This window comes from Ruminococcus sp. N15.MGS-57, from assembly GCF_000980385.1.
GTDB classification, from domain to species: Bacteria; Bacillota; Clostridia; order Oscillospirales; family Ruminococcaceae; genus Hominimerdicola; species Hominimerdicola aceti.
Genome location: NZ_LARF01000004.1, coordinates 32,062 through 55,070, shown reverse-complemented (window position 1 = coordinate 55,070; position 23,009 = coordinate 32,062). Strand labels below are relative to the sequence as shown.

The window sequence follows — 23,009 nt, the reverse complement described above, 5'->3', positions numbered from 1 at the left end:
TTTTACTCCGACAGAGCCTTTCCCTGCCATGAATTTCTTCTTCCCATTTCCTTGTCTATTTCGTTCATAACGCAGAATTTTTTCAAACTCCACAAAGGTGCAACAAGGTCGTCCTTTGCACCGTCCCCTGTCACACGCTGTATTACTATCTCAGCAGGCAGAAGCTCCAACTGGTCGCAGACGATATTAACATACTCGTCCATATCCAAAGCCCGAAATTCTCCACGCTCATACATCTGCGCAAGCACAGTGCCTTTTAAAACGTGCAGAAGATGTATCTTAATGCTTTGTATATCAAGCTGACCGAGAGTTTTAGCCGTTTCAAGCATCATATCCCTATTCTCACCGGGAAGCCCGTCGATGATATGCACGCACACATTCACATCTCGTTTTCTCAGCATTTCATAGCCTTTGAGAAAATCCGCAAAAGTATGACAGCGGTTCATTTTCAAAGCCGTTTCATCATGGATAGTCTGTAAGCCAAGCTCCACTGTAAGAAAAGTCTTTTCCGCAAGCTCACCGAGCAGGTCGGCTTTTTCTTCGTTGATGCAATCTGCCCTTGTTGCGATAGAAAGCCCTGCCGTATTTTCAAATGACAGGGCTGTATAAAACATTTTTCTCAGCGTTTCAACGTCAGCATAGGTGTTTGAGCCTGCCTGAAAATACGGTATGCACAGCCCCTTGCTCCACTTCTTGCTCATTTTCTCCCTTATCTCTCTGTACTGAGTAAGGATATCCTCATGAGGGTCGCCTGCAAAATCTCCGCTCATTTTTGCCGAGCAGAACACACAGCCCCCCACACCTTTTGTGCCGTCTCTGTTCGGACAGCCAAGATCAATATTAAGCGGTATCTTGAAAACCTTAGTGCCGAACTTGTGCCTTAGATAATAATTGTAGGTTTGATATCTTTTATTGTCATCAGAATAGGGAAAAGGGTTATCAAATCTGCTATTCATCTGACGGTCCCTCAGTTTGCTCAGTGGTAGGTTCTGCAGTTTCTGTCGGCTGAGTTGTGGTCTCCGGTGCCTTTGTTGTGGTCGTGGTAGTAGTAGGACCAGGCTGTACTATAGGCTCAGTTTCGGTGACAGTATAGTAAGGCTTGTCATTATTTGTGGTAGTGGAAGCCGTTGAAGTCGTTGTGGTGCTTTTAGTTTCCTCTGGTCTGTCAATAGCAGTGGTAGTTGTTGTTTTTTTCTTGTCCTCTTTTTTCTTTGTGGTAGTTACTTCACCGTCCTGCGGTTTTGCAGTGGTGGTGATAACATTTTCGTCAGGATCATCACTGTCATTATTAGTCGGATGATCGAAGCTGTTGTGGTTAGAATCAGTATTGTCAGGCGTTTCCTTTATAGGGTCAGTGACCTTATTGCCGATACCATAAATAAGAGAGATACGCTCCTCAATAGCTTTCATGACGTCAGGAAAAGGTATACTATTATTATAAGAGTCCTCCAATGCCTGAGTGTAATCCCCTGAAAAGAAAGTCTTGAATGTTAAAGACAGACTGTTGTCCTCCACAATGTCGCTTCCTGAAACTGAAATAAAGAATATGCAGGCAAATAGCATTATGACCGCTATGGAAAGAAGATTTATAAAGCTGTAATGCTCCTCCAAATTCGTTTTGGCAAGCTCTTCAGCCGCTTCCTCCGCAGCCTCACATTCCTCCGGTATCTCATATTCATTGTCACCGTGAACGATATTGAATCGTGTAGTTTTCTTATCCATTAGTATTTTCCTCTTTTTATGCCGCATATTCCGCCGCAAGTGTTATAACGCTCACTGCAAAAACAAGCACTGTCATAATGGTCTTTGTTATCATAACTCTGCCATAAGCCGCCTGAGACTTCTGTGAAAGCTTTTTAAAAATCTTGTAGAAAGCCCTTTTTGCAGGTGGGCAGACAATAAAGAACGATATTACTATAAGGGTGATATTTTTCAGCACTGCACTTTTTACAGACACGCTCAAGGTGTATTTCACATTTACTCCTGCAAGTGCAAAGAGCCATTTTTTGTAGCCATAGAAGCTGTCAAAATAAAGTCCGCCAAAAATAACGAGAGCTGTCAGCACAAGATAGATATACTTCACAAGGTCAGGCAGCTTTGAAAGCGGTTTTTCAAGAAACAGCTTTTCAAGGATACAAAGCACTGCCGTACAAAGTCCGACGATAATGAAATTCACCTTTGCCTGATACCATATAGAAAGAGCCAGACCGCAAAGTATATAGCACACAAAAGTAAAGACCTTGTTCATGTTTTTTTTGCAGCAGAAAACCTCGCTGAAAAAGTCAACAACAGTTGTATTGAAGCTTTTTATCATACCAGTGAAAAGTCCGTCAGCCTCAATGTTTGTGTAGTTGTCAGGATAAACAAAGCCGTTTGTAAGACCAAGACCCTTTGCCATATCCGAAAGTCCTGTGAAAAGAAAATAATACTGAGCCAAGAATGACAGCATACCAAGCCAACAGCCAAGGGTAGTTATCTCTTTGCCGTTAAGTCCTGCAAGCTTTATCTGTTCAAAAACGCCTGCAAGAAGCACCACCTTGCCAAAACCAAAAACTATCTTATTAAGTCCCTGGTTGAGCTTTGCTCCTGTGATCTCACGATGCCTTATCTGTGGCTCAATATCACCGTATCTCACAAGAGGTCCCACAAGCATGAAATGCAGTGACACCATATAAGTCAAAAGGCAGAAAACGTTTTTTTCTGCTTTGCAGTTGCCCTTGAAAACGTCATAGACATAAGAAATTCCTCTGAGCATATAATAACCCATACCAAGTGGAAGTATGGCGGCGTCAAAACTGAGCTTCTTTACCTTATTATAAAGGATATTCTGACCGAATATTAGCATAAGAGATACGTTCATTATAATATCCAGCACTAAAAATATCCTGCAAAGGGCTTTGTTCTCACGGTTTTTTGAAATAATAAGACCAAATATCCAATCGAGGATAACTGACAGGAAAATAAGACAGAACACAAAAGGTCTGCCCCAACTGAAAAACAGCAGGGAACAAACTATCAGAATGAGGTTTTTATATTCTGCACTTCTGTCGAAAAGCGAAATAATGGTCATTATCGGGAACATTCCCAGTATAAATATAAGATCGGAATAAACCAAAATAAATTGCTCCTTAATATTTCTATATGTTAAGATATTTTTATATTTCTTTTGCTTATGATTTATACCTATAATTTTATCACAATTCACTAAATATAGCAAGCAAAATTATAAAGAAAATCTAAATTTTTCAGTTTTCTTCAAAAAGTATTTGCAATTAATAAAAACTGTGGTATAATTATAGTAAAGAAATGTGCAATTCTACTTGGGGAAGGAGTGGCAGAGTTGGCTTCAATTTTAGTTACAGGAGCAAGCGGAATGATAGGCTTGTACCTTACATCCAGCTTACTGCACAAAAAGCATCGTGTATTCGGTATAGATACACGCAAAAATGAGTTTATTGGAACTGATCCAAACTATACTTTTATCCAGTGTGATATTACAGATAAGGACGCTATTACAAATGTAATCGATAGTAACAAGATCGACGTTGTCGTGCATCTGGCAAATTCTGTAGATAACGATATAGATCCATATGTAACAGACGCTGAGATGAAAAAGAGCAAGATATGTGATAAGTTCATATATGCGGCTGCAAACAAGGCTGAGGTAAGGAGCTTTATCCTGCTCAGCACAACAGCAATATATGGTGTACAGAAAGGCAGAGAACCAATAAGGGAAACTGCTCCTGAAAAGGGAAATTCAAACTATGCGGATCTTAAGATGACATCTGAGAAGATAATGCAGAAGGAATTTAAAAAGTCTGAAACTATACCTGTTATTGCCAGAGTAGCTCCTATTTATGATGCTGAGTATACACAAAATCTGAGGGACAGAGTATTTGACGCAAAGGAAAATGTTGCATACATATTCAATGATGGAGAATACGGTTTTTCATTCTGTTGTGTATTCAATCTTATCGACTTTATAAATGGTATTATCAATGTACCGTCAGGAAGATATGAGGGAATCTACAATCTTGCTGATTCAAGGCTGATAACGGCAAAAGAGATAATTGATTATGAAAAGGAACATCACCGCATAGGTGCAGTTATCCAGAAATCACCTGGAATGGGACTAAGCATCAACAAAGGTAAGATGAAAACTGATTATCGCTATTTTGACCCATCTATCACATTCAACAACTGGAACATAGACAATACAAGGGCAAAGAGAATAGCACCTTTCAGATGGACACTTTCAAACACAAAATAAACTCACAAAGGCAGTCCTAGGGCTGCCTTTTTTGTATTGTTCCATGTGGAACATTTGATAAAACAGGAGAACTAAGATATCATGGAAAGCAATAGGTTAGTTAAAATATTATGTGTTGTCTGTGCGGCAGGCTGTTGTCTTTCCTCTTGCGGAAACACAGGGGAAGAAAAGCCCAAAAAGCTTTCAAGCGTCAGCACAGGAGTCACCACAACTGTGACCACAAATAAAAAGTCTGCCGAAACTATCACGGGTTCAGTGACTACTATACAAACAGCAGCGACTTGTACAAAGATAGTTTTCGATGGCGGCTATACCCTTTTTGCAAATGTGCAGGGGGGATATACTCTTATAAACAGTTCAAATGAGATAGTGAACTCTTTTGAGATAACCGATGATAACGGTGATAAGCTTGTACTGACCTGTGACGGAAATACTGTCACTGTCACTAAAAACGGAAAAAAGGTCAACTCGTTCAGTTATAAAGGCACAAGGATAATAATATCAGCCAACGAGGTCTACTATGCAAACACAAAGGTGACATATATTGACGAAAGCTTCAGCAACTTTAACGTAACTGACAAGGTGACTATAAGGTGTATCGCAGAGAATAAGTTTGAGATTGTAAAAGACGGCAAGACAGTAAAGAAAGCTACTGTAAAAGATGTGAACGGCTCAAAGTATGTGCTTGAAGCCATGGATAAGGGCATGGAGATAACGAACACTGATAATGAGCTTATGGAATCCATAGTGGTAGGCAATAACTACATAAGCGTGTCAGGGGATAAGGTTATCATAAACGGAAAGACCATGCGGCCACCTCACAGTGCAGATATAAAAGCTGTGACTACAACTGTTACTACAACAACGACAACGGCTACTACTACCACAACGACTTCAAAGAAAACTGAAAAGAAAACAGAAACGCAAACTGAAACTGTTACCGAGCCTGTGCAGGAAGAACAGCCCTCTGCTCCTCAGCCTGCCGAGCCTACTGAACCTGATTCAAGCACGAATATGTCAAATAGAAATCTTTCTGCTGAAACATCTGAAATGCTTGGCTATGTAAATGAAGTCAGAAAACAGTATGGTTTAAGAGAGCTTGAGGGACTTGAACTTCTCGACTCTGCGGCAGATGTGCGAGCGAACGAACTTCTGGAAAATTATTCTCATGACAGACCTGACGGCAATTCATACATCACAGCTATAGAAGAAACTGACCTTCCTGAATGGCGTGCGGCGGCTGAAAATATCGCATATGGTATGAACAGCATGACCACAGTAAAAGAAGCCTTTGACGCATGGATGGACTCGCCGCCTCATAGAGAAAATATCCTCAACCCTGATGTGCATTACATGGCGTGTGCAAAAGCCACAAAGTCAGAAAACGGGGAATACACCTATTGGGAACAGCTTTTTTACAGCGATATATAAAAAAAATTTGGACAGACTTTTGAGCCTGTCCAATTTTTTTGTTCCATGTGGAACATTTTATTCTGCCTGCTTCTCCGATGGTATCTTTATAATATATTCGATATAATCCTCGTGGTCAATACGTTTTGCGTCAGCGTTCACTCCTGCCATTCTCATAACATCTATCGCCTTATTGACACTGTTGAAAAACAATCTAACATCTTTTAACATAGCCGCTCTTTTGTGATAGCTTGCACGCTTTTCATCATCTTTCAGAAGCTTGGCAATATATTTTTCCAATGTGTCAACTGTCCACCCACTTTCAGCCGCTTTGTTCAACACAGCGAGCCTGCGGTCACTATCTGTGATCTTTAGCAAAGCCCTTGCGTGACGTTCTGACATATTGTTATCGAGAATTATTTTGCGTTCCTCAGTGTTAAGTTTCAGAATACGAAGTTTGTTTGCAACTGTGGATTGAGCAAGTCCCAGACGAATAGCCGCAGATTCCTGAGTCATGCCATATTTTGTGATGAGCTGAGAGATCGCTTCGGCTTCTTCAAAAAAGTTCAGGTCACAACGTTGGATATTCTCTATAAGTGCAATGACCTGCGAACGTTCCTCTGTGGCATTGATAAGTATACACGGCACTGACCTTAGTCCTGCAAGCTTTGCCGCACGCAAACGTCGCTCACCTGACACAAGCTCAAAAGTGCCTTTTACACGCCGCACTGTGAGAGGTTGTATGATCCCGTCCTGAGAAATGCTTTTTGCAAGGCTTGTTAGTTCGGCAGGTGAGAAATATCGTCTTGGCTGAACAGGGTTCGGCCTTATCTCTCCTATGGAAATGTCGATTATTTTGCCTAACGTCTGATATGGTGAAGCCCTTTGTGATTCGTCAGTTTCTTCGCTGAAAGCTTTTGTTAATGTTTTTGGGAAAATGCTCATTTTTATACCTCCGTTTCGTTTTAAAATAATCATAACACTTCACGATCTTCAATGCTATATTTTATTCAGAAAACTTTTCTGCTCTTTATGACCTTGATTTTGATATTGATACTTTATTCTTTGTATTATTTTCTAAATTGTCATGGACTTTGTCGGATAAAGTAAAAATCTGATTTGTTCCATGTGGAACATTTTCAAGAAAATTTGTAAAAGGGTCTTTTCAAAAGTGAAAAATTGTAGTATAATAAATATGATATAATTCTACTAAGAAAAGAGGTCAAGAATATGGGAAAAATAATTGCCGTTTCAAATCAGAAAGGCGGCGTTGGAAAATCTACTACTGTTGTAAATCTTGCAGCGGTTTTTGGACTAAAGGGCAAAAAAGTCCTGATCGTTGACTTTGACCCACAGGGCAATACTACCACAAGCTTTGGTATAAAGAAAAAAAGTATCAGAAATACAGTGTTTGATGTAATATTTGAAGAATGTTCGATATTTGAAGCTGTCGTGCCAACTTCCTGCCGTGGAGTTTCAGTTGTGCCGACAACTCAGGACCTTTCAGGTGCATCTGTGTCACTTGTGAATGAAAAAGACAGAGCAATGAAGCTTCGCAACGCTCTTATGCCTGCAAAAGAATTTTATGACTACATATTTATAGATTGTCCCCCAACTCTCGATATGCTCACAATAAATGCACTTGCGGCGGCTGATTCTGTACTTATCCCTCTCCAATGTGAGTTTCTTTCTTTGGAGGGTCTTGTTGAGCTTCACAATACTATCAACAGAGTAAAAGTTTCTTTCAATCCTGACCTTGATATTGAGGGCATTTTGTTTACAATGTGCGTTGAAAGATACAAGATAACAGGTCAGATAATAAGCGAGGTCAAAAAGCACTTTGCAAAGGAAGTCTTTGAAACTACCATACCGAGAAACGTTGCCTTGTCGGAAGCACCAAGCTTTGGTGAGCCGGCTATTTATTATGATAAGAAGGCAAAAGGCTCAAAGGCATATGAAAATCTTGCAAAAGAAATAGCTAAAAGAGAAAAGAAAAAAGCGGCAAAGAATAAAGAAAAATAATGTTCCACATGGAACATTGTATCTTATAATGTGAAAGGAAAATACAATGGCTAAAAAAAGCAAAATGGACAGAGGCTTGGATAGCCTGTTCTTTGATAATTCTATAGATGAGATCGCACGATCTGATAGTGAATCGGTAAAAAATGATGATGGCGAAAATGGCATTTCCACAGTAAGGATATCTCTTATTGAGCCTGACAAAAATCAGCCGCGTTCTGAGTTCGACGAGGACGCTCTTAATGAGCTTGCGGAAAATATCAGACAGCATGGCGTTTTGCAGCCTATACTTGTAAGACCTCTTGACAATGGAGGATATAAGATAGTTGCAGGCGAGCGCAGGTGGCGTGCGGCACGTCTGGCTGGACTTGATGAGATACCTGTTTATATAAAGGAGCTTACAGATCTTGAAGCCGCTGAGATATCCCTTATTGAAAATATCCAGCGTAAAGACCTTACACCTCTTGAGGAGGCTGCAGCTTATCAGACTCTTATGGAAACCTATGGTCTTACTCAGCAACAGGTGGCAGAAGCTGTTGGACGTTCACGTTCCGCTGTGGCAAACTCTATCAGACTTCTTTCCCTTAGCGAAAATGTGCAGGAAATGCTCCGTGACAAAAAGCTCACCGAGGGTCACGCAAAGGTGCTTGCAGGCGTTGCGGATAAGGATACTCAGGAGAAGCTTGCCGCAGAGTGTATAGAAAATGGCTGGACGGTAAGAGAGCTTGAAAAAGCTATCGCCGTTTTGGAAACAAATAAAAAAGCTGAAAAGAAAATAAAGCGTACTATTACAAATCCTATGTATACTGAGTTTGAGATAAGAGTAAATCAAGCTACCGATAAGCTTCGTGTAAGTTTAAGCGAGGATAAAAAAGGCGGCTCAAAGCTTGATGTAAAATTCAGCTCTGATGTTGATGTGGATAAGATACTCAATGCCCTCGCCGAACTTCTTATGAACTGCTAGTTTTATACTTTATATATATGAAAAATGTCTGTTTCGGCAGGCATTTTTTTTATCTATGTAATACAGCACGTCTGAAATATGAGGAAGTCATAACTAACCGAAAATAGGGGGTTTACAGCGTATAAATCAAGAAAAAATGTGGTAAAAGGTCTTTACAAATTGAAAAATAAGTGGTATACTATAAGAGTTAAAACAGATGTATCCTGAGAAAGTTTGTTACAGCTTACTTTTGAAGAAAATATCTGCTGTCCTTAAACAGACGTGCTTGAAAAAGTACGCTAAAAAGGAAATTTGAGTTTTGAGCTTTTGCTTGAAATATCGAGAAAGGAATGATTCTAAAATGGCAAGAAAAATGAAAACCATGGACGGAAACAACGCTGCTGCTTGGGCGTCATACCCATTTACAGAAGTTGCTGCTATCTATCCAATCACACCATCATCTGTTATGGCAGAAGTAACAGACCAGTGGGCTGCCAAGGGTAAGGAAAACCTGTTTGGCACTCCTGTAAAGCTTGCAGAAATGCAGTCTGAGGCAGGTGCTTCAGGTACAGTACACGGCTCACTTGCAGCCGGTGCGCTCACAACAACATATACAGCATCACAGGGACTTCTTCTTATGATCCCTAACCTGTATAAGATCGCAGGTGAGCTTCTCCCTTGCGTTATCCATGTATCTGCAAGATGTGTAGCTTCACACGCACTTAATATTTTCGGCGACCATTCTGACATCTATGCTTGCCGTCAGACAGGTTTTGCTATGCTTTGTTCTTCAAATGTACAGGAGGTAATGGACCTGGGTACAGTTGCTCACCTCTCAACTATCGAGGGCAGAGTACCATTCATCCACTTCTTTGACGGATTCAGAACATCTCACGAGATCCAGAAGATCGAGACATGGGATATGGAAGACGTAAGAGATATGGTTGACTTCGAGAAGGTGGAGGAGTTCAGAAAGAGAGCTCTTAACCCTGAGCATCCTGTACTTAGAGGTACAGCTCAGAACCCTGATATCTTCTTCCAGGCAAGAGAAGCTTGTAACCCATACTATGACGCTATCCCTGGTATCGTAGAGGATTACATGAACAAGGTAAACGAAAAGATCGGCACAAACTACAAGCTGTTCAACTACTACGGCGCACCAGACGCTACACACGTTATCGTAGCTATGGGTTCTGTTTGTGACACTATCGAAGAAACAATTGATTACCTCAACGAGAAGGAAGGCACAAAGCTCGGTCTTGTTAAGGTTAGACTTTACAGACCTTTCCGTGCTGACAAGCTCGTTGAAGCTATCCCTTCAACTTGTGAGCAGATCTCAGTTCTTGACAGAACTAAGGAGCCAGGTTCTGAGGGCGAGCCTCTTTATCTTGACGTTGTTGCTGCTCTTAAGGGTACACAGTTTCATGATGTAGCTATCGCTTCAGGCAGATATGGTCTTGGTTCTAAGGATACAACTCCTGCACAGATCAAGGCTGTTTACTGGAATGCAAGCTGGAAGGATACATATAAGCCAAGATTTACTATCGGTATCGAAGACGACGTTACAAACCTCTCTCTCGAAACTGAGGGCAAGCTTGACTCTGCTCCAGCAGGCACAACTGCTTGTAAGTTCTGGGGTCTTGGCGCTGACGGTACTGTTGGTGCAAACAAGAACTCTATCAAGATCATTGGTGACCATACAGATCTGTATGCTCAGGCATACTTTGCATATGACTCTAAGAAGTCAGGCGGTGTAACAGTTTCTCACCTGAGATTCGGTAAGACACCTATCAAGTCAACATACCTTATCAATCAGGCTGACTTTGTTGCTTGTCATAACGAGTCTTATATCACTAAGTACAACATGGTACAGGATATCAAGCCAGGCGGAACATTCCTTCTGAACTGCCAGTGGGAGCATGAAGAGCTGGATAAGCACCTCCCAGGTCAGGTAAAGAGATATATCGCTGAGAACAATATCAAGTTCTATACTATCAACGGCGTTAAGATCGGTAAGGAGATCGGTCTGGGCAACAGAATAAACACTGTTCTTCAGTCTGCATTCTTCAAGCTTGCTAACATCATTCCTATCGACGACGCTATCAAGTACATGAAGGACGCTGCTACAGCTTCTTATTCTAAGAAGGGCGACGCTATCGTTAAGATGAACCATGACGCTATCGACGCTGGATGTCAGCAGGTTCACGAAGTTAAGGTTCCTGCATCTTGGAAGAAGTGCAAGGATACTCCAATGGGTATGCCTGCCGCTAAGTGCGCAGATAAGACACTTCAGGACTTCGTAAACAACATTCAGATCCCTTGCAACGCTCAGGAGGGCGACAAGCTCCCTGTTTCAACATTCACAGGTATGGCAGATGGCACATTCCCACAGGGTTCTGCTGCATTTGAGAAGAGAGGTATCGCTGTTGACGTTCCTGCATGGAATGGTGACAACTGTATCCAGTGTAACTTCTGTTCATATGTATGTCCACACGCAGTTATCAGACCTGTTGTAATGACAGACGCTGAGCTGAAGAAGGCTCCTAAGCTTGCTCAGGAGAAGGCAGTAGCTATGACAGGTATGCCTGGTTACAACTTCGTAATGACAATGTCTGCTCTGGACTGCACAGGCTGCGGTTCTTGCGTAAATGTTTGTCCTGGTAAGAAGGGCAACAAGGCTCTCAGCATGATGCCACTTGAAACTCAGCTCGCTGAGCAGGAAGTATTCAACTATGGTCTTACACTTGCTGAAAAGCCAGAAGTATTCGAGAAGTTCAAGGCAACAACAGTTAAGGGCTCACAGTTCAAGCAGCCACTGCTTGAATTCTCAGGCGCTTGCGCAGGCTGCGGTGAAACACCTTATGCTAAGCTCATCACACAGCTCTTTGGTGACAGAATGTACATTGCTAACGCAACAGGCTGCTCATCAATTTGGGGTGGTTCTGCTCCTTCAACTCCATACACAGTAAACAAGGACGGCAAGGGTCCAGCTTGGGCTAACTCACTGTTCGAGGATAACGCTGAGTATGGTTACGGTATGTACCTTGCACAGTCAACTATCAGAAACAGAACTATCGCTAAGGTTCTTGAACTGTCTAAGACAACTAAGGCAGCAGCTCTCAAGAAGGCTTGCGAAGAGTATCTTGAAACAGTAGACGACGGCGAGAAGAACTCACCAGCTACAGATAACCTTATTGCTGCTCTTAAGAAGACAAAGAACAAGGCTACTGAGGAGATCCTTAAGGACGCTGACTATCTGAGAAAGAAGTCAATGTGGATCTTCGGCGGCGACGGCTGGGCTTACGATATCGGATTCTCAGGCGTTGACCACGTTATCGCTCAGGGTCAGGACGTAAACATCTTCGTATTCGATACTGAGGTTTACTCAAATACAGGCGGACAGTCATCTAAGTCAACTCCAACAGGTGCTATCGCTCAGTTCGCAGCAGCTGGTAAGGAAGTTAAGAAGAAGGATCTCGCAGGTATCGCAATGTCTTACGGCTATGTATATGTAGCTCACGTTGCAATGGGTGCTGATTACAATCAGTGCATCAAGGCTATCCACGAGGCAGAGTCTTATCACGGTCCTTCAATCATCATCGGTTATGCTCCATGTATCAACCATGGTATCAAGGGTGGTATGTCAATCGCTCAGACAGAGGAGAAGAAGGCTGTTCAGGCTGGTTACTGGCATCTGTACAGATTCGACCCACGTCTTAAGGCAGAGGGCAAGAATCCATTTATCCTTGATTCTAAGGCTCCAACAGCTGACTATAAGGACTTCATCATGGGCGAGGTACGTTACAACGCACTTGCTAGACAGAATCCTGAGAGAGCTGAGAAGCTCTTTGGTAAGGCTGTTCAGAACGCTAAGGACAGATATGATTATCTGCTCAGATACGCTAAGCTTTACAATACTGAGGAAAAGTAATCTAAATTACTATAAAAAAGACGCTCATGCACTTCGGTGCGTGGGCGCTCTTTTTTTTACCACAAAAAAAGGGTACTGCCACGTTGACAGTACCCTTTATATATGCAGTGGCGAATAGCGTTCGACCGTTTCTTTTATCGCATGGTTAAAATATTATGGACTACATATCCTTTTTGATAAGATAAGTTTTCAGTATAGCCGCAGTTGTCTTTGCGTCAGGGAGCTTGTTTTCCATGACCATTTTGTAAGCTTCTTCAAGAGGCATTTTTGTTACGTCAAGGAACTCGCCCTCGTCAAGGTGCTGCTCACCGAAATCAAGTCCCTCTGCCATATACATATGGATTATCTCGGTATCATAAGCCACTGTAGGATAAATACAGCCAAGATAAGTCATTTTTTCTGCCGTTGCACCTATCTCCTCTTTAAGCTCACGCCTTCCGCACTCCAAATGATCTTCACCGTATTCAAGCTTTCCTGCAGGTATCTCCATAAGTGCGGTCTTAAAAGGATAGCGGAACTGCTTCACAAAATAAACATTCTCGTCCTCGTCAAGAGCAACGATGCAAACTCCGCCGGGGTGATGAATGACCTCTCTAAGCGTCTTGTAGCCGTTTTCAAGCTCCACTTCATCACAAGTCAGGTGAACGACCCTGCCCTTGTATATCTCTTTTTCACTGATAGTTTTTTCGTTCTGATACATTTTATATCCTCCCTTTCAGGTTTATGCGTTCTTTTCAACAGGCTGAGCTTCTTCTTTTTTCTTTCTGCCTGTAAATCTCACTGCGCCAAGGTAAACGATAAGCGAGCCGAAGCCAACGGCTGTTATTACCTTGCCCCAGAAAAGTCCCTTTGTTTCATATGTGAACTGGATGTCGTTTGAACCCGCAGGACAAAGCACAGCCATAAAGCCGTAATCCACCTTTTCTATTTCCACGTCCTGACCATTCACCTTTGCGCTCCAGCCGTCATCATATGGAACTGAGAAGAACACAAGGTTATCCTTGTCAAGGTCGATCTTGGCGTTGAAGCCGTAAGAATCATAACTGAATGATGAACAACTGTTTGCACGTCTGTCAAGGCAGTTCTGATAATACTGATCTGTTGAGTAGTCAGTACCCTTAAAGCTGTAGTAGCTGAGAATATTATTGTATTTTGCAGCCTGCTCAGGGGTAAGCACAAGGGCTTTCATGAGCATTGAGGTCTTGTCTACCTCTGAAGCCTTCTGAATGTCGCTGTCAAGGCAGTAGTAATCATATGTGAAGCCCATTGGTACATAATATTTGTTTTCGTAAATGTTGAAACCGTTCTGAGTATCAACATATTCAAAGCCGTAGAGATTTGCAAGAGTTTCAGGCTTCGATACCTCTGTGATACCTTTTCTCTCACTTTCAGTAAGTTCATTGAAATAGTATTTTACGGAAAACAGGCTTCTTAGTGGATAGACCTTAGTTTCCATTCTTGATGCAACATCTCTCGTTTGTCCGATAGAGCTGTAGAAATCCATGATAGATGTTGAAACAACGCTGTGGAAGCATCTCATTGATGAAAGCTTCCAGAACATACACCAGTTGTCGACATTTTCTGAGGTATCTATTCTGTAAAAATTGTTGTCAGCATTGTAGTTCTCTGATCCAGACTCCAGCTTATCCATGTTGATGTTGTCGCCACCGTTTATTGCTCTGTTGATGTAGTCGGTGTTGTCAGTACCCTGGCTTACGCCGTATACGATAGAAGAAGTCATGCAGATGACCACCGCAACCGCCGTCATTGCAGAAGCGATCTTCATGTAGTCGAGCTTCTTCTCTGCGACCACATATATAAGCGTGCCAAGCATTATTATCATTACTATGGTAACGATAGCCTGAATGTAGTAGAGTTCAATATATTCAGGGACTTTGCCATAGGATACAACGCCGTTTTCGCTTGTCGGAAGCAGACCGATGCCAATAAATATCGCACATACTACACAAACAGGCACAAATCCCTTTTTCAGATCGTCCTTGTTTTCTGCGATGACCTTTGCTGTCATAAGGCACATAAGCAGTATAGGCATATAATACCATCTTGCATAATATGACGCATTGAAAAGGACGAAAGAGGAGTTCAATATAGGCACGCAAGCCATTATGCCGAACACGATAATAGCCTTTGTAAGCCAACTGTCTTTGCCTTTTTTTCTCGTTCTCATAAACGCTATAACGCCTGCCATTGAGAACATAGGCAGATAGCCTGCCATTGAAGCCCATCTTGCCTTGTCTGAGTTAAGGATATTTATTCTTGCAGGCATATCGGAAAGCATAAAGAACGATTGGATAATTCTTGGTATTCTTACATTTTCACCGTATATAACAAGGTCAAGTCCATAAAGTCTTTCGTTTACACGGTAGTTGCCCATTACGCTCAGCGCTGACGGCAGGAAGATAACAGCGGATATCATCACACCGATAACAGCCTCAAGGATAAGCAGACCGAACTTCTTCATGTCAATTTCAAAGTCCTTGTCTAGGCATCTCAGGAAGAAGTAGATAATAACGAATACGACCTCGCAGGCAAAGAAGAAATAGCTTATGGTCGCACATATAGCTACCGCTACCGCAAACGGACCCTTCTTGTTCTTTTGAACCAACAGTTCAAATCCTAAAAGCATGAGAGGGAAGAACGCCGTTGCGTCGTGGAAGTGGTTGAAGAAAACGTTGTAGGTCTGGAAGCCTGAGAAAGCGTAAAGCAGACCGCCTATAAAGCAGGCGCTTGTATTGTCAACAAAAAATCTGATGTAAGCGTAGGCTGTTATTGCGGCGATAGCCGTTTTCAGCGCAAGGAGCCATGGTATCAGATAAGGCACTGCACCTGACGGGAAAAGTGTAGTGAGCCAGAAAAATGGCGAGCCAAGGAGATAGAAAGCATATGAGCCAACAAAGCTCGAGCCTAAGTCCGTTCCCCAATCCCAGCCCATGTTTCCGCTGCGAACAGCGTCATGACAGTGCTGATAGAACATCATCTGCTGTGAGTTGAAGTCGCCATAGTAGAGAAAGATGCCCTTGTTCACTATCATAGACGGAATGAACGAGATCATCATGCCGATAAAAGCCACCGCAAACAGCAGCAGATACTTTTCTTTTGGCTTGCTGTCAGGGCTTTTTAGAAGTCCGTTTTTCTTAAACATTGTCTTGTCCTCTTTTTCTTTACTGATAATATATTGGTAAAAAACCATACACAATTCATTATAACACAGCTACATATAAAAATCAACATTTTAAACAGTCTTTAGAACGATTTTGAATAAAAAAGCTCATATGCAATAAGCACATGAGCCAGTCTGTTGCAAAAATGTCAAATCAATGGGCGAACACTGTTCGCCCCTACATACAAACAACGTGAATATGCAAAAGCATATGAGCATAGTTACAATATTATTTATTCCCTTTTCTCTGAACAATGAAGATACCCGAGCATACAAGGATAAGTGCGGCTATCCCCTGAACGCCAAAAATTCCTTTTTCACCAAGCAGGATAGTTGAAAGCAGCACTCCGCACACAGGGTTCATAAAGCCGAAAATTGCCACCTTTGAAACAGGGTTGTGCTTCAAAAGCACTGCCCACAGAGAATATGCCGCCGCTGATACAAAGGCAAGATACAAAAGCATCAAAAAAGCCTTTGCGCTCATGTGACCAAGCCTGCCGCCCATTAAAAAGCCTATGACAGTGAGAACTGCTCCACCGAAAACGAACTGCCAGCCGCTAAGCATAACAGGGTCTTCTGTTTCGGAATAGCGCTTCATATACACCGATGAAAAAGCGTATGCACAGGTGCAAAGAAAAATAAATCCGTCCCCGAGAAAATTGAAGCTTACCCCCGAAAGTCCCCCGAGATTTATAATGATTATCCCCGAAAAACCAAATATACAGCCTGCTATTTTCACAGCGGTGAGCTTTTCAAGCTTGTATAAAAGCGATGACACAAGTATCGCAATAAAAACGTTCGCCCCAACTATTATCGCTGCCTTTACCCCCGTTGTGTGGGCAAGACCTATGTAGTAGAAAAAATACTGCAAAATTGTCTGAAAAAGGCTTATTATCATGATCTTTGGTATGGAAGTCTTTGTTGGCAGGAGAATTTTTCTCTCCGCTCCGCTTCCCATGGCAAGAGCCATTAGCCCTGCCACAAAAAATCTTATGCCCCCAAACACAAGCTGAGAGCCGCTGTCATTGGTGGTTATGTTCATAAGGCTGTAGCCTATTTTAACGCAGGAAAATGCACTTCCCCACAGCATACAGCATATGGACGCAAGGACAGCCACTACCCATGTTTTTGTCAGAATATCTTTTTTCTCGTTCATACATTATCCTATCTATAGCAAATTGTGGATCTTCACAGAAAGACCGCAACGGCGTAAAATGCTGCTGCGGTCGAAAGTTACTTTTTGTCTTTTTTTGCTTTCTTTTCCTTTTTGCGTTTCTTCTTGTTTTCCTTTATTATCTTCAAAGGGTCGCCGAAACGTTCCTTATCGTCCTTGACAGGCTCGATAGTTTCGCTCTTTGTCATGATATCCGTCATTTGCTGTAAAAGCATCGACTCCTCGAACATATCCACAGCTTCCTCGCAGGTGTCAGCCTTGCCGTCCACAAGAAACTGTTTTATCTGCTGAACGTTCTTCATATAGTCAAGTGACATGAAAGGCACTCTCTTTTCAAGAGCCTTGTAGTAATCATCTCTCTGACGTTCTACCTGCTTTATTCTGTCATCAAGCATTATTATCTGTTCGTTTATGCCCTCGTTCACTTCAACCTGCTTCTGTTCAGCAGCAGTAAGTCTATATTTGTTGAGAGCGATACCGAAAACGCCTACACCGATAAAAATAAGTGCACCTGCAATAATGCCCACTATAATAAGCTTTGTGCCAAGGAGCAGCCACAGCAGCAGGAAAGCCGCCACGCCAATAGCCGCACTTATGCCCACAGCCTTAACGATCTTATTTTTTATATTGAAGTTTTTGACAACATAGTCGTTGTCATGGATATAGGTTTTGAGATATTCCTTGTTTTCCTTGCTGACCGTTACAGCGTCCTCAAACTCAAAATATCTTTCAAAGTATTCGGCAGCACGGTCAATTTTTTCAAGCTCAGTTTCGTTAGCCATATATACTCCCTCAGATCACGAAAAAAATTTCTAAAAGCAGAACCTTTTAGTCTTTTGCGTGGTGCGTGATAGTGAACACTGCACAAATAACACGCTTTATTTCCCACCATATTACTACAATTATAACACACGGCATGATCTTTGTCAACTATATTAAGCATAGTTTTCGTAAAAATAAGACACGGACTTCTGTAATTAGATTTTTATAGACAGGTAAAAAAGAGGACGAACACAGTCCGTCCGTCCTCCGATATGCTTAAGTATTTTACTCTGCTGTTTCGTTGTTTGTAACAGCAATGTCAGGAGCTTCGCCCTTTTCAGCAGCTTCTTTAGCCGCCTTGCGCTCCTTTGCTACCCTTATGAGAGTCTGCTTGATAGACTCCAGCATTTCCTGAGTGAAAGGAAGGTTCTCGCCAAATGGGTTTACAACAAAGCCCTGTACCTTTGGCGTCTGCTCAGTGAGAGCAGCTATATCCTGAAATCTCATTGCAAAGCTCTGGAATGGTTTGTCATACTGGAGTTTTTTAGCTTCCTCTGGGGAAGTGAAAACAGGGAAAAATGTGCCGTTTGTTTTGTTGTTGTTGAGAAGAATGAACTTAGCCTTGCTCTTGTCCTCAAAATTAACATGGTTTTCAGCGTCGGCAACAAGCTCTGTTGTCTTTTCTACCATTGCAGGCACGAGAAATGTGCAGGCAAGTGCTGTGTTTATTACCTTGTTTTGAGTTTCGGCACAGAAATTCTTTCTCATTTCTGCGATAGCTTCTATAAGCTTAGGGTTGTTGTCGAAATTTGGTTTCTGATTGTTAGCCTTGAGTTCTGCCATTTTTAATTACTCCTTGTCTGTTTCTTCAAGATTTGTTTCGATTATAAATTTAGGTCTAGCCTTTGTTTCCAAATAGATCTTGCCTATATATTCTCCGATAATGCCTATAGCCAAAAGCTGAAGTCCGCCTATCGCCCATATAGACGTGATAGTTGAAGCCCAGCCCTGAACAGTGTGTCCCACTGCCCATGTTATAAGGAAATATATAAGCATTATAAGTGATACTAAAAATACTATTATACCGATAGTGGTGATAAATCTTATAGGCTTTACAGAAAGTGAGGTTATTCCCTCAACTGCAAAGGAAAGCATTTTTTTCAGCGGATATTTAGATTCGCCCGCCACACGCTCGTTTCTTACATACTTAACGATGTCGCTCTTGAAGCCAACCATTGGCACAAGACCTCTCAGAAACAGATTTACTTCCTTAAACTCTGCCAGAGCGTCTATAGCCCTTTTGCTCATAAGTCTGTAATCAGCGTGATTATATGTTATCTCAACGCCCATATGCTCCAAAAGCTTGTAATATGCCTGAGCAGTTCCACGCTTGAAAGCGGTATCCTTTTCTCTCGATGAACGAACGCCGTAAACAATATCACAGCCCTCTGCCCTCTTATCAAGGAAGCCGTCAATAGCGTTTATATCGTCCTGCAAGTCAGCGTCCATGGAAACAACGATATCAGCATAGTTTCTCGCCGTCATAAGACCAGCCAGCAGTGCGTTCTGATGACCTTTGTTTCTTGAGAGCTTAAGACCTGTGAAAACAGGGCTTGCTTCGTGGAGTTTCTGTATTATCTCCCACGTTTTGTCCTTTGAGCCGTCGTCAACGAACATGACCTTGCTGTTCTGTGCGATACGACCTTCTGCCTTCAGCTCGTCGAGCTTTTTTATAAGCGCTTCCGCTGTGATAGGCAACATTTGTTCTTCATTGTAGCATGGTATCACTACATACATAGTTTCTTTCATTTTGTTCTCTTATCCTTTCTCATATTCGATCCCGAACAGGCGGCAAGCGTTTCTATTTGTAATGTCAAGCACTTCCTGCGGATCGAGTTTTTTTATCTCAGCCACGACCTTTGCCACTTCTTCTATCATAGGGCTTTCGCACCTCTGTCCTCTGTAAGGAGGGGGCGCCATGTAAGGGCAGTCCGTTTCAAGAAGAAGCCTGTCCATTGGGACAACTTCAAGAGCACGTTTGGCTTTTTTAGCATTTTTAAAAGCAAGCGCACCTGTAAACCCGATGTACATACCAAGCCCAAGCACTATCTCTGCGGTCTCCGCCGAGCCTGAAAAGCAGTGAACTACACCTGACGGCGCATATTTGTTCAGCACGTCAAGGCAGTCCTGAGTGGCTTCACGGCAGTGAACTATAACAGGCAGACTTTTCTTCACAGCATATTCCACCTGCTTGTCAAAAAGCTTTATCTGTTTTTCTTTGTCATATCCCTCATAATGATAGTCAAGCCCTATCTCACCAACCGCAACAAGCTTGTGAGTAGAGCAGGCTTTCAAATAAAGCTCGTCAAGCACCTGCATATAATTTTCAGGAAGAGTATCCATACACTCAGGGTGAAAGCCAACAGAGGTATAGAAATTCTCATATTTTTTCGCAGTTTCGATTCCGAACAAAGACGATCTTTCGTCCGTTGCGGCGTGGCAGACCTTGTCTACAGGAGAGTCAGGGTCGCAAAGAAGCCTGTCAAGGACTTCGTATCTGTCCTCATCGAAAGCGTGATCGTCATAGTGACAATGTGAGTCAAATATATTTTTTATGGCAAGGACGTCCTTTCGTAAAAATATACAAACATATTATATCACAACTCGCCAATTTTGTAAAGCTTTTTATTGTAAAAACGGGCATAAAAAACGGGCGAACAAACCGTTCGCCCGCAAAGATCTTTATTTTACTAGAAAGCTATCTTCTTTTCGATATAAGCTACCAGCTCGTCGATCTTGATACGCTCCTGCTCCATTGTATCTCTGTCTCTTACTGTTACACAGCCGTCCTCAACAGAATCAAAGTCATATGTGATGCAGAATGGTGTACCGATCTCGTCCTGACGGCGATATCTCTTACCTATAGAGCCAGCCTCGTCATAGTCAACAAGGAAGTGCTTTGAAAGCTCTGCATAAAGCTCGCCTGCCTGCTCGCTGAGCTTCTTGGAAAGCGGAAGAACGCAAGCCTTGAAAGGAGCAAGTGCAGGGTGGAAACGCATAACAGTTCTAACGTCAGGCTTCTCCTCTGTGCCGATGTTCTCCTCGTCATATGCTTCGCAGACAACTGTCAGGAACAATCTCTCAACGCCAAGGGAAGGCTCGATAACGTATGGAACATATCTCTCGTTTGTTTCAGGGTCAAAGTAATCAAGGCTCTTACCGCTTGTCTTGATGTGCTGATTAAGGTCATAATCAGTTCTGTCGGCAACGCCCCAAAGCTCGCCCCAGCCAAATGGGAAGAGATACTCAAAGTCAGTTGTAGCCTTTGAATAGAAGCAAAGCTCCTCAGGTGAATGATCTCTCAGACGAAGGTTTTCTTCCTTGATGTTAAGGCTAAGGAGCCAATCCTTGCAGAAGCCTCTCCAGTAGTTGAACCACTCAAGGTCTGTGCCCGGCTTGCAGAAGAACTCAAGCTCCATCTGCTCAAACTCACGAACACGGAAAATAAAGTTACCCGGAGTGATCTCGTTTCTGAATGACTTACCTACCTGTGCAACACCGAAAGGTACTTTCTTTCTTGTTGTTCTCTGGATATTTGCAAAGTTTACAAAGATACCCTGTGCAGTTTCAGGACGCAGATAAAGCTCAGACTTTGAGTCCTCAGTTACACCCTGAAATGTCTTGAACATAAGGTTGAACTGACGGATATCAGTGAAGTTGTGGCTGCCGCAATCTGGGCATGGGATCTGCTTTTCCTTGATGTAGTCCATCATCTGCTCGTTTGTCCAGCCTGCAACGTTAGTGCCGTCGAAATCTTCGATAAGGTTGTCCGCTCTGTGACGTGTCTTACAGTCCTTGCAGTCCATAAGAGGGTCAGAGAATCCGCCGATGTGACCTGAAGCCACCCAAGTCTGCGGATTCATAAGGATAGCGGAGTCAAGACCAACGTTGTACTTGTTCTCCTGAATGAACTTCTTTCTCCAAGCGTTCTTGATGTTAGTTTTCAGCTCAACGCCAAGCGGACCGTAGTCCCAAGTGTTTGCAAGACCGCCGTAGATCTCGCTTCCAGGGTATACAAAGCCTCTGTTTTTACAGAGAGCCACGATCTTATCCATGGTTTTTTCAGAATTATTCATGAAACATTCTCCTTATACAAAATATAATACTACCATTATATTTTATAGCAAAATTCCGCAAATGTCAAGGCGTTTCAGCGATTTATTACTTTGTGTAGTTATATGGCTTTTTATCGTTGCAAAAAATCACGCATTGTGCTATAATAAAATAGTATCGCTATGACTATTCATGTATTGGAACATATTAGGAGAATTTGACTTGATGAACAGTTTTTTTATCGGAAACGTTGAAATAGAAAAGACCGCCGCATTAGCACCCATGGCATCGGTGGCAGATAAATCATATCGCCTTATGTGCAAAGAGTATGGTGCGTCATATCTTGTGAGCGAGATGATATCCTCGAAGGGTCTGTGCTTTGGCGACAAAAAGACTGCACGTCTTTGCGAGATTGAGAAAGAGGAACGCCCCTATGCTTTGCAGCTTTTCGGGGAAGACCCTTATTATATGGGAAAAGCGGCTTATAAGCTCAACGATTATTCCCCTGATATCATTGATATAAACATGGGCTGTCCTGTGCCTAAGATAGTAGGCAACGGCAGCGGCTCTGCACTTATGAGGCTTCCCGACACTGCGGCAGAGATATGCAGAGAGGTGGTAAAAAACGCAAACTGCCCTGTTACAGTGAAATTTCGTGCAGGCTGGGACGAAAACAGCATAAATGCAGTGGAGTTTGCAAAGCTCATCGAGCAGGCAGGGGCAAGCGCCGTCACCTGTCACGGCAGGACGAGAACGCAGTTTTATTCAGGTAAAGCCGATTGGGATATAATAAAGCAGGTAAAAGGGGCTGTGAAGATACCTGTTATCGGAAACGGTGACGTTGTTGACGGAGAAAGCGCAAAGGCAATGTATGAGCAGACTGGCTGTGACCTTGTGATGATAGGCAGAGGAAGCTATGGCAGACCATGGGTTTTCCGTGACGTGAAGCATTATCTTGAAACAGGGGAAAAGCTTCCTGAGGTGAGCATAGAAGAAAAAATGGCGGTGATGAAAAAGCACTGCGAGCTTATATGCAAATACAAGGGCGAACGTCAGGGCATGAAAGAAGCCAGAAAAAACTGCGCATGGTATGTTAAAGGGCTGAAAGGCTCTGCAAGGCTAAGAGCGCAGTGCGGTGGGCTTAATACCATTTCTGACCTTTATGAGATGATAGACCACATACTTGCAAACGAGTTAGGAGAATAA

The 23,009-nt window shown here is 42.5% G+C and carries 18 protein-coding genes; 6 read left to right on the top strand and 12 right to left on the bottom strand.

Going from position 1 to position 23,009, the window contains the following annotated elements:
• Positions 1 to 2: 2 nt before the first annotated feature.
• The 3 genes from WS40_RS01430 to WS40_RS01420 are packed head-to-tail and all read right to left on the bottom strand — an operon-like array spanning position 3 to position 3,115.
• A complete protein-coding gene (locus WS40_RS01430) occupies positions 3 to 956 on the bottom strand; it encodes a TIGR01212 family radical SAM protein (protein ID WP_046439582.1) in 954 nt (317 codons plus the stop codon).
• The gene (locus tag WS40_RS01425; protein ID WP_046439581.1) at positions 949 to 1,722 is read right to left on the bottom strand and encodes a hypothetical protein; all 774 of its coding nucleotides are present in this window, start codon (positions 1,720 to 1,722) and stop codon (positions 949 to 951) included. Before WS40_RS01425 ends, WS40_RS01430 begins: the two co-directional genes overlap by 8 nt.
• Before the next feature lie 16 nt (positions 1,723 to 1,738).
• Positions 1,739 to 3,115, bottom strand: coding sequence for an acyltransferase (locus WS40_RS01420; protein ID WP_046439579.1), 1,377 nt, complete (start codon positions 3,113 to 3,115; stop codon positions 1,739 to 1,741).
• A 225-nt stretch (positions 3,116 to 3,340) separates the two neighbouring features.
• Here WS40_RS01420 and WS40_RS01415 point away from each other — a divergent pair, with 225 nt between their 5' ends.
• Entirely contained in the window at positions 3,341 to 4,270 is a 930-nt protein-coding gene (locus WS40_RS01415) for an NAD-dependent epimerase/dehydratase family protein (protein ID WP_038672779.1), read from the top strand.
• Between the two features lie 81 nt (positions 4,271 to 4,351).
• Positions 4,352 to 5,701 carry a CAP domain-containing protein gene (locus WS40_RS11240; RefSeq protein WP_022287175.1) on the top strand — a complete coding sequence of 450 codons (1,350 nt, stop codon included), beginning with the start codon at positions 4,352 to 4,354 and terminating at the stop codon, positions 5,699 to 5,701.
• A 57-nt stretch (positions 5,702 to 5,758) separates the two neighbouring features.
• On the opposite strand, the gene WS40_RS01405 is transcribed toward WS40_RS11240, so the two are convergent.
• Positions 5,759 to 6,625 (bottom strand): ParB/RepB/Spo0J family partition protein, encoded by an 867-nt coding sequence (locus WS40_RS01405; protein WP_022287174.1) that lies wholly within the window; start codon positions 6,623 to 6,625, stop codon positions 5,759 to 5,761.
• 285 nt (positions 6,626 to 6,910) lie between these two features.
• Here WS40_RS01405 and WS40_RS01400 point away from each other — a divergent pair, with 285 nt between their 5' ends.
• The 3 genes from WS40_RS01400 to nifJ all read left to right on the top strand — a co-directional run bounded on the left by WS40_RS01400 (position 6,911) and on the right by nifJ (position 12,573).
• Positions 6,911 to 7,702: a ParA family protein gene (locus WS40_RS01400; RefSeq protein WP_046439576.1), complete on the top strand. Its 792-nt coding sequence runs from the start codon at positions 6,911 to 6,913 to the stop codon at positions 7,700 to 7,702.
• 46 nt (positions 7,703 to 7,748) lie between these two features.
• Complete coding sequence (locus WS40_RS01395; RefSeq protein WP_046439574.1) at positions 7,749 to 8,663, top strand: ParB/RepB/Spo0J family partition protein; 915 nt, start codon at positions 7,749 to 7,751, stop codon at positions 8,661 to 8,663.
• Positions 8,664 to 9,003: 340 nt separating this feature from the next.
• Entirely contained in the window at positions 9,004 to 12,573 is a 3,570-nt protein-coding gene (gene nifJ, locus WS40_RS01390) for a pyruvate:ferredoxin (flavodoxin) oxidoreductase (RefSeq protein WP_046439572.1), read from the top strand.
• 160 nt (positions 12,574 to 12,733) lie between these two features.
• Here the strand turns inward: nifJ and WS40_RS01385 are convergent, their stop codons facing one another.
• From WS40_RS01385 to WS40_RS01350, 8 genes are all read right to left on the bottom strand, one after another.
• Positions 12,734 to 13,273 (bottom strand): NUDIX domain-containing protein, encoded by a 540-nt coding sequence (locus tag WS40_RS01385; protein WP_022287170.1) that lies wholly within the window; start codon positions 13,271 to 13,273, stop codon positions 12,734 to 12,736.
• Between the two features lie 21 nt (positions 13,274 to 13,294).
• Positions 13,295 to 15,736 (bottom strand): YfhO family protein, encoded by a 2,442-nt coding sequence (locus tag WS40_RS01380; protein ID WP_325208353.1) that lies wholly within the window; start codon positions 15,734 to 15,736, stop codon positions 13,295 to 13,297.
• Between the two features lie 247 nt (positions 15,737 to 15,983).
• Positions 15,984 to 16,910 carry a DMT family transporter gene (locus WS40_RS01375; RefSeq protein WP_046439569.1) on the bottom strand — a complete coding sequence of 309 codons (927 nt, stop codon included), beginning with the start codon at positions 16,908 to 16,910 and terminating at the stop codon, positions 15,984 to 15,986.
• Positions 16,911 to 16,987: 77 nt separating this feature from the next.
• On the bottom strand, positions 16,988 to 17,710 hold the full coding sequence (locus WS40_RS01370) for a hypothetical protein (protein ID WP_046439567.1): 723 nt from the start codon (positions 17,708 to 17,710) through the stop codon (positions 16,988 to 16,990).
• A 265-nt stretch (positions 17,711 to 17,975) separates the two neighbouring features.
• Positions 17,976 to 18,533: an SseB family protein gene (locus WS40_RS01365; protein ID WP_046439565.1), complete on the bottom strand. Its 558-nt coding sequence runs from the start codon at positions 18,531 to 18,533 to the stop codon at positions 17,976 to 17,978.
• A gap of 6 nt (positions 18,534 to 18,539) precedes the next feature.
• Positions 18,540 to 19,499 (bottom strand): glycosyltransferase family 2 protein, encoded by a 960-nt coding sequence (locus WS40_RS01360; RefSeq protein WP_046439563.1) that lies wholly within the window; start codon positions 19,497 to 19,499, stop codon positions 18,540 to 18,542.
• 9 nt (positions 19,500 to 19,508) lie between these two features.
• Positions 19,509 to 20,297: a TatD family hydrolase gene (locus tag WS40_RS01355; protein WP_325208356.1), complete on the bottom strand. Its 789-nt coding sequence runs from the start codon at positions 20,295 to 20,297 to the stop codon at positions 19,509 to 19,511.
• Positions 20,298 to 20,440: 143 nt separating this feature from the next.
• Complete coding sequence (locus WS40_RS01350) at positions 20,441 to 21,826, bottom strand: glycine--tRNA ligase (RefSeq protein ID WP_046439559.1); 1,386 nt, start codon at positions 21,824 to 21,826, stop codon at positions 20,441 to 20,443.
• Between the two features lie 202 nt (positions 21,827 to 22,028).
• Here WS40_RS01350 and dusB point away from each other — a divergent pair, with 202 nt between their 5' ends.
• Positions 22,029 to 23,009, top strand: coding sequence for a tRNA dihydrouridine synthase DusB (gene dusB, locus WS40_RS01345; RefSeq protein ID WP_046439557.1), 981 nt, complete (start codon positions 22,029 to 22,031; stop codon positions 23,007 to 23,009).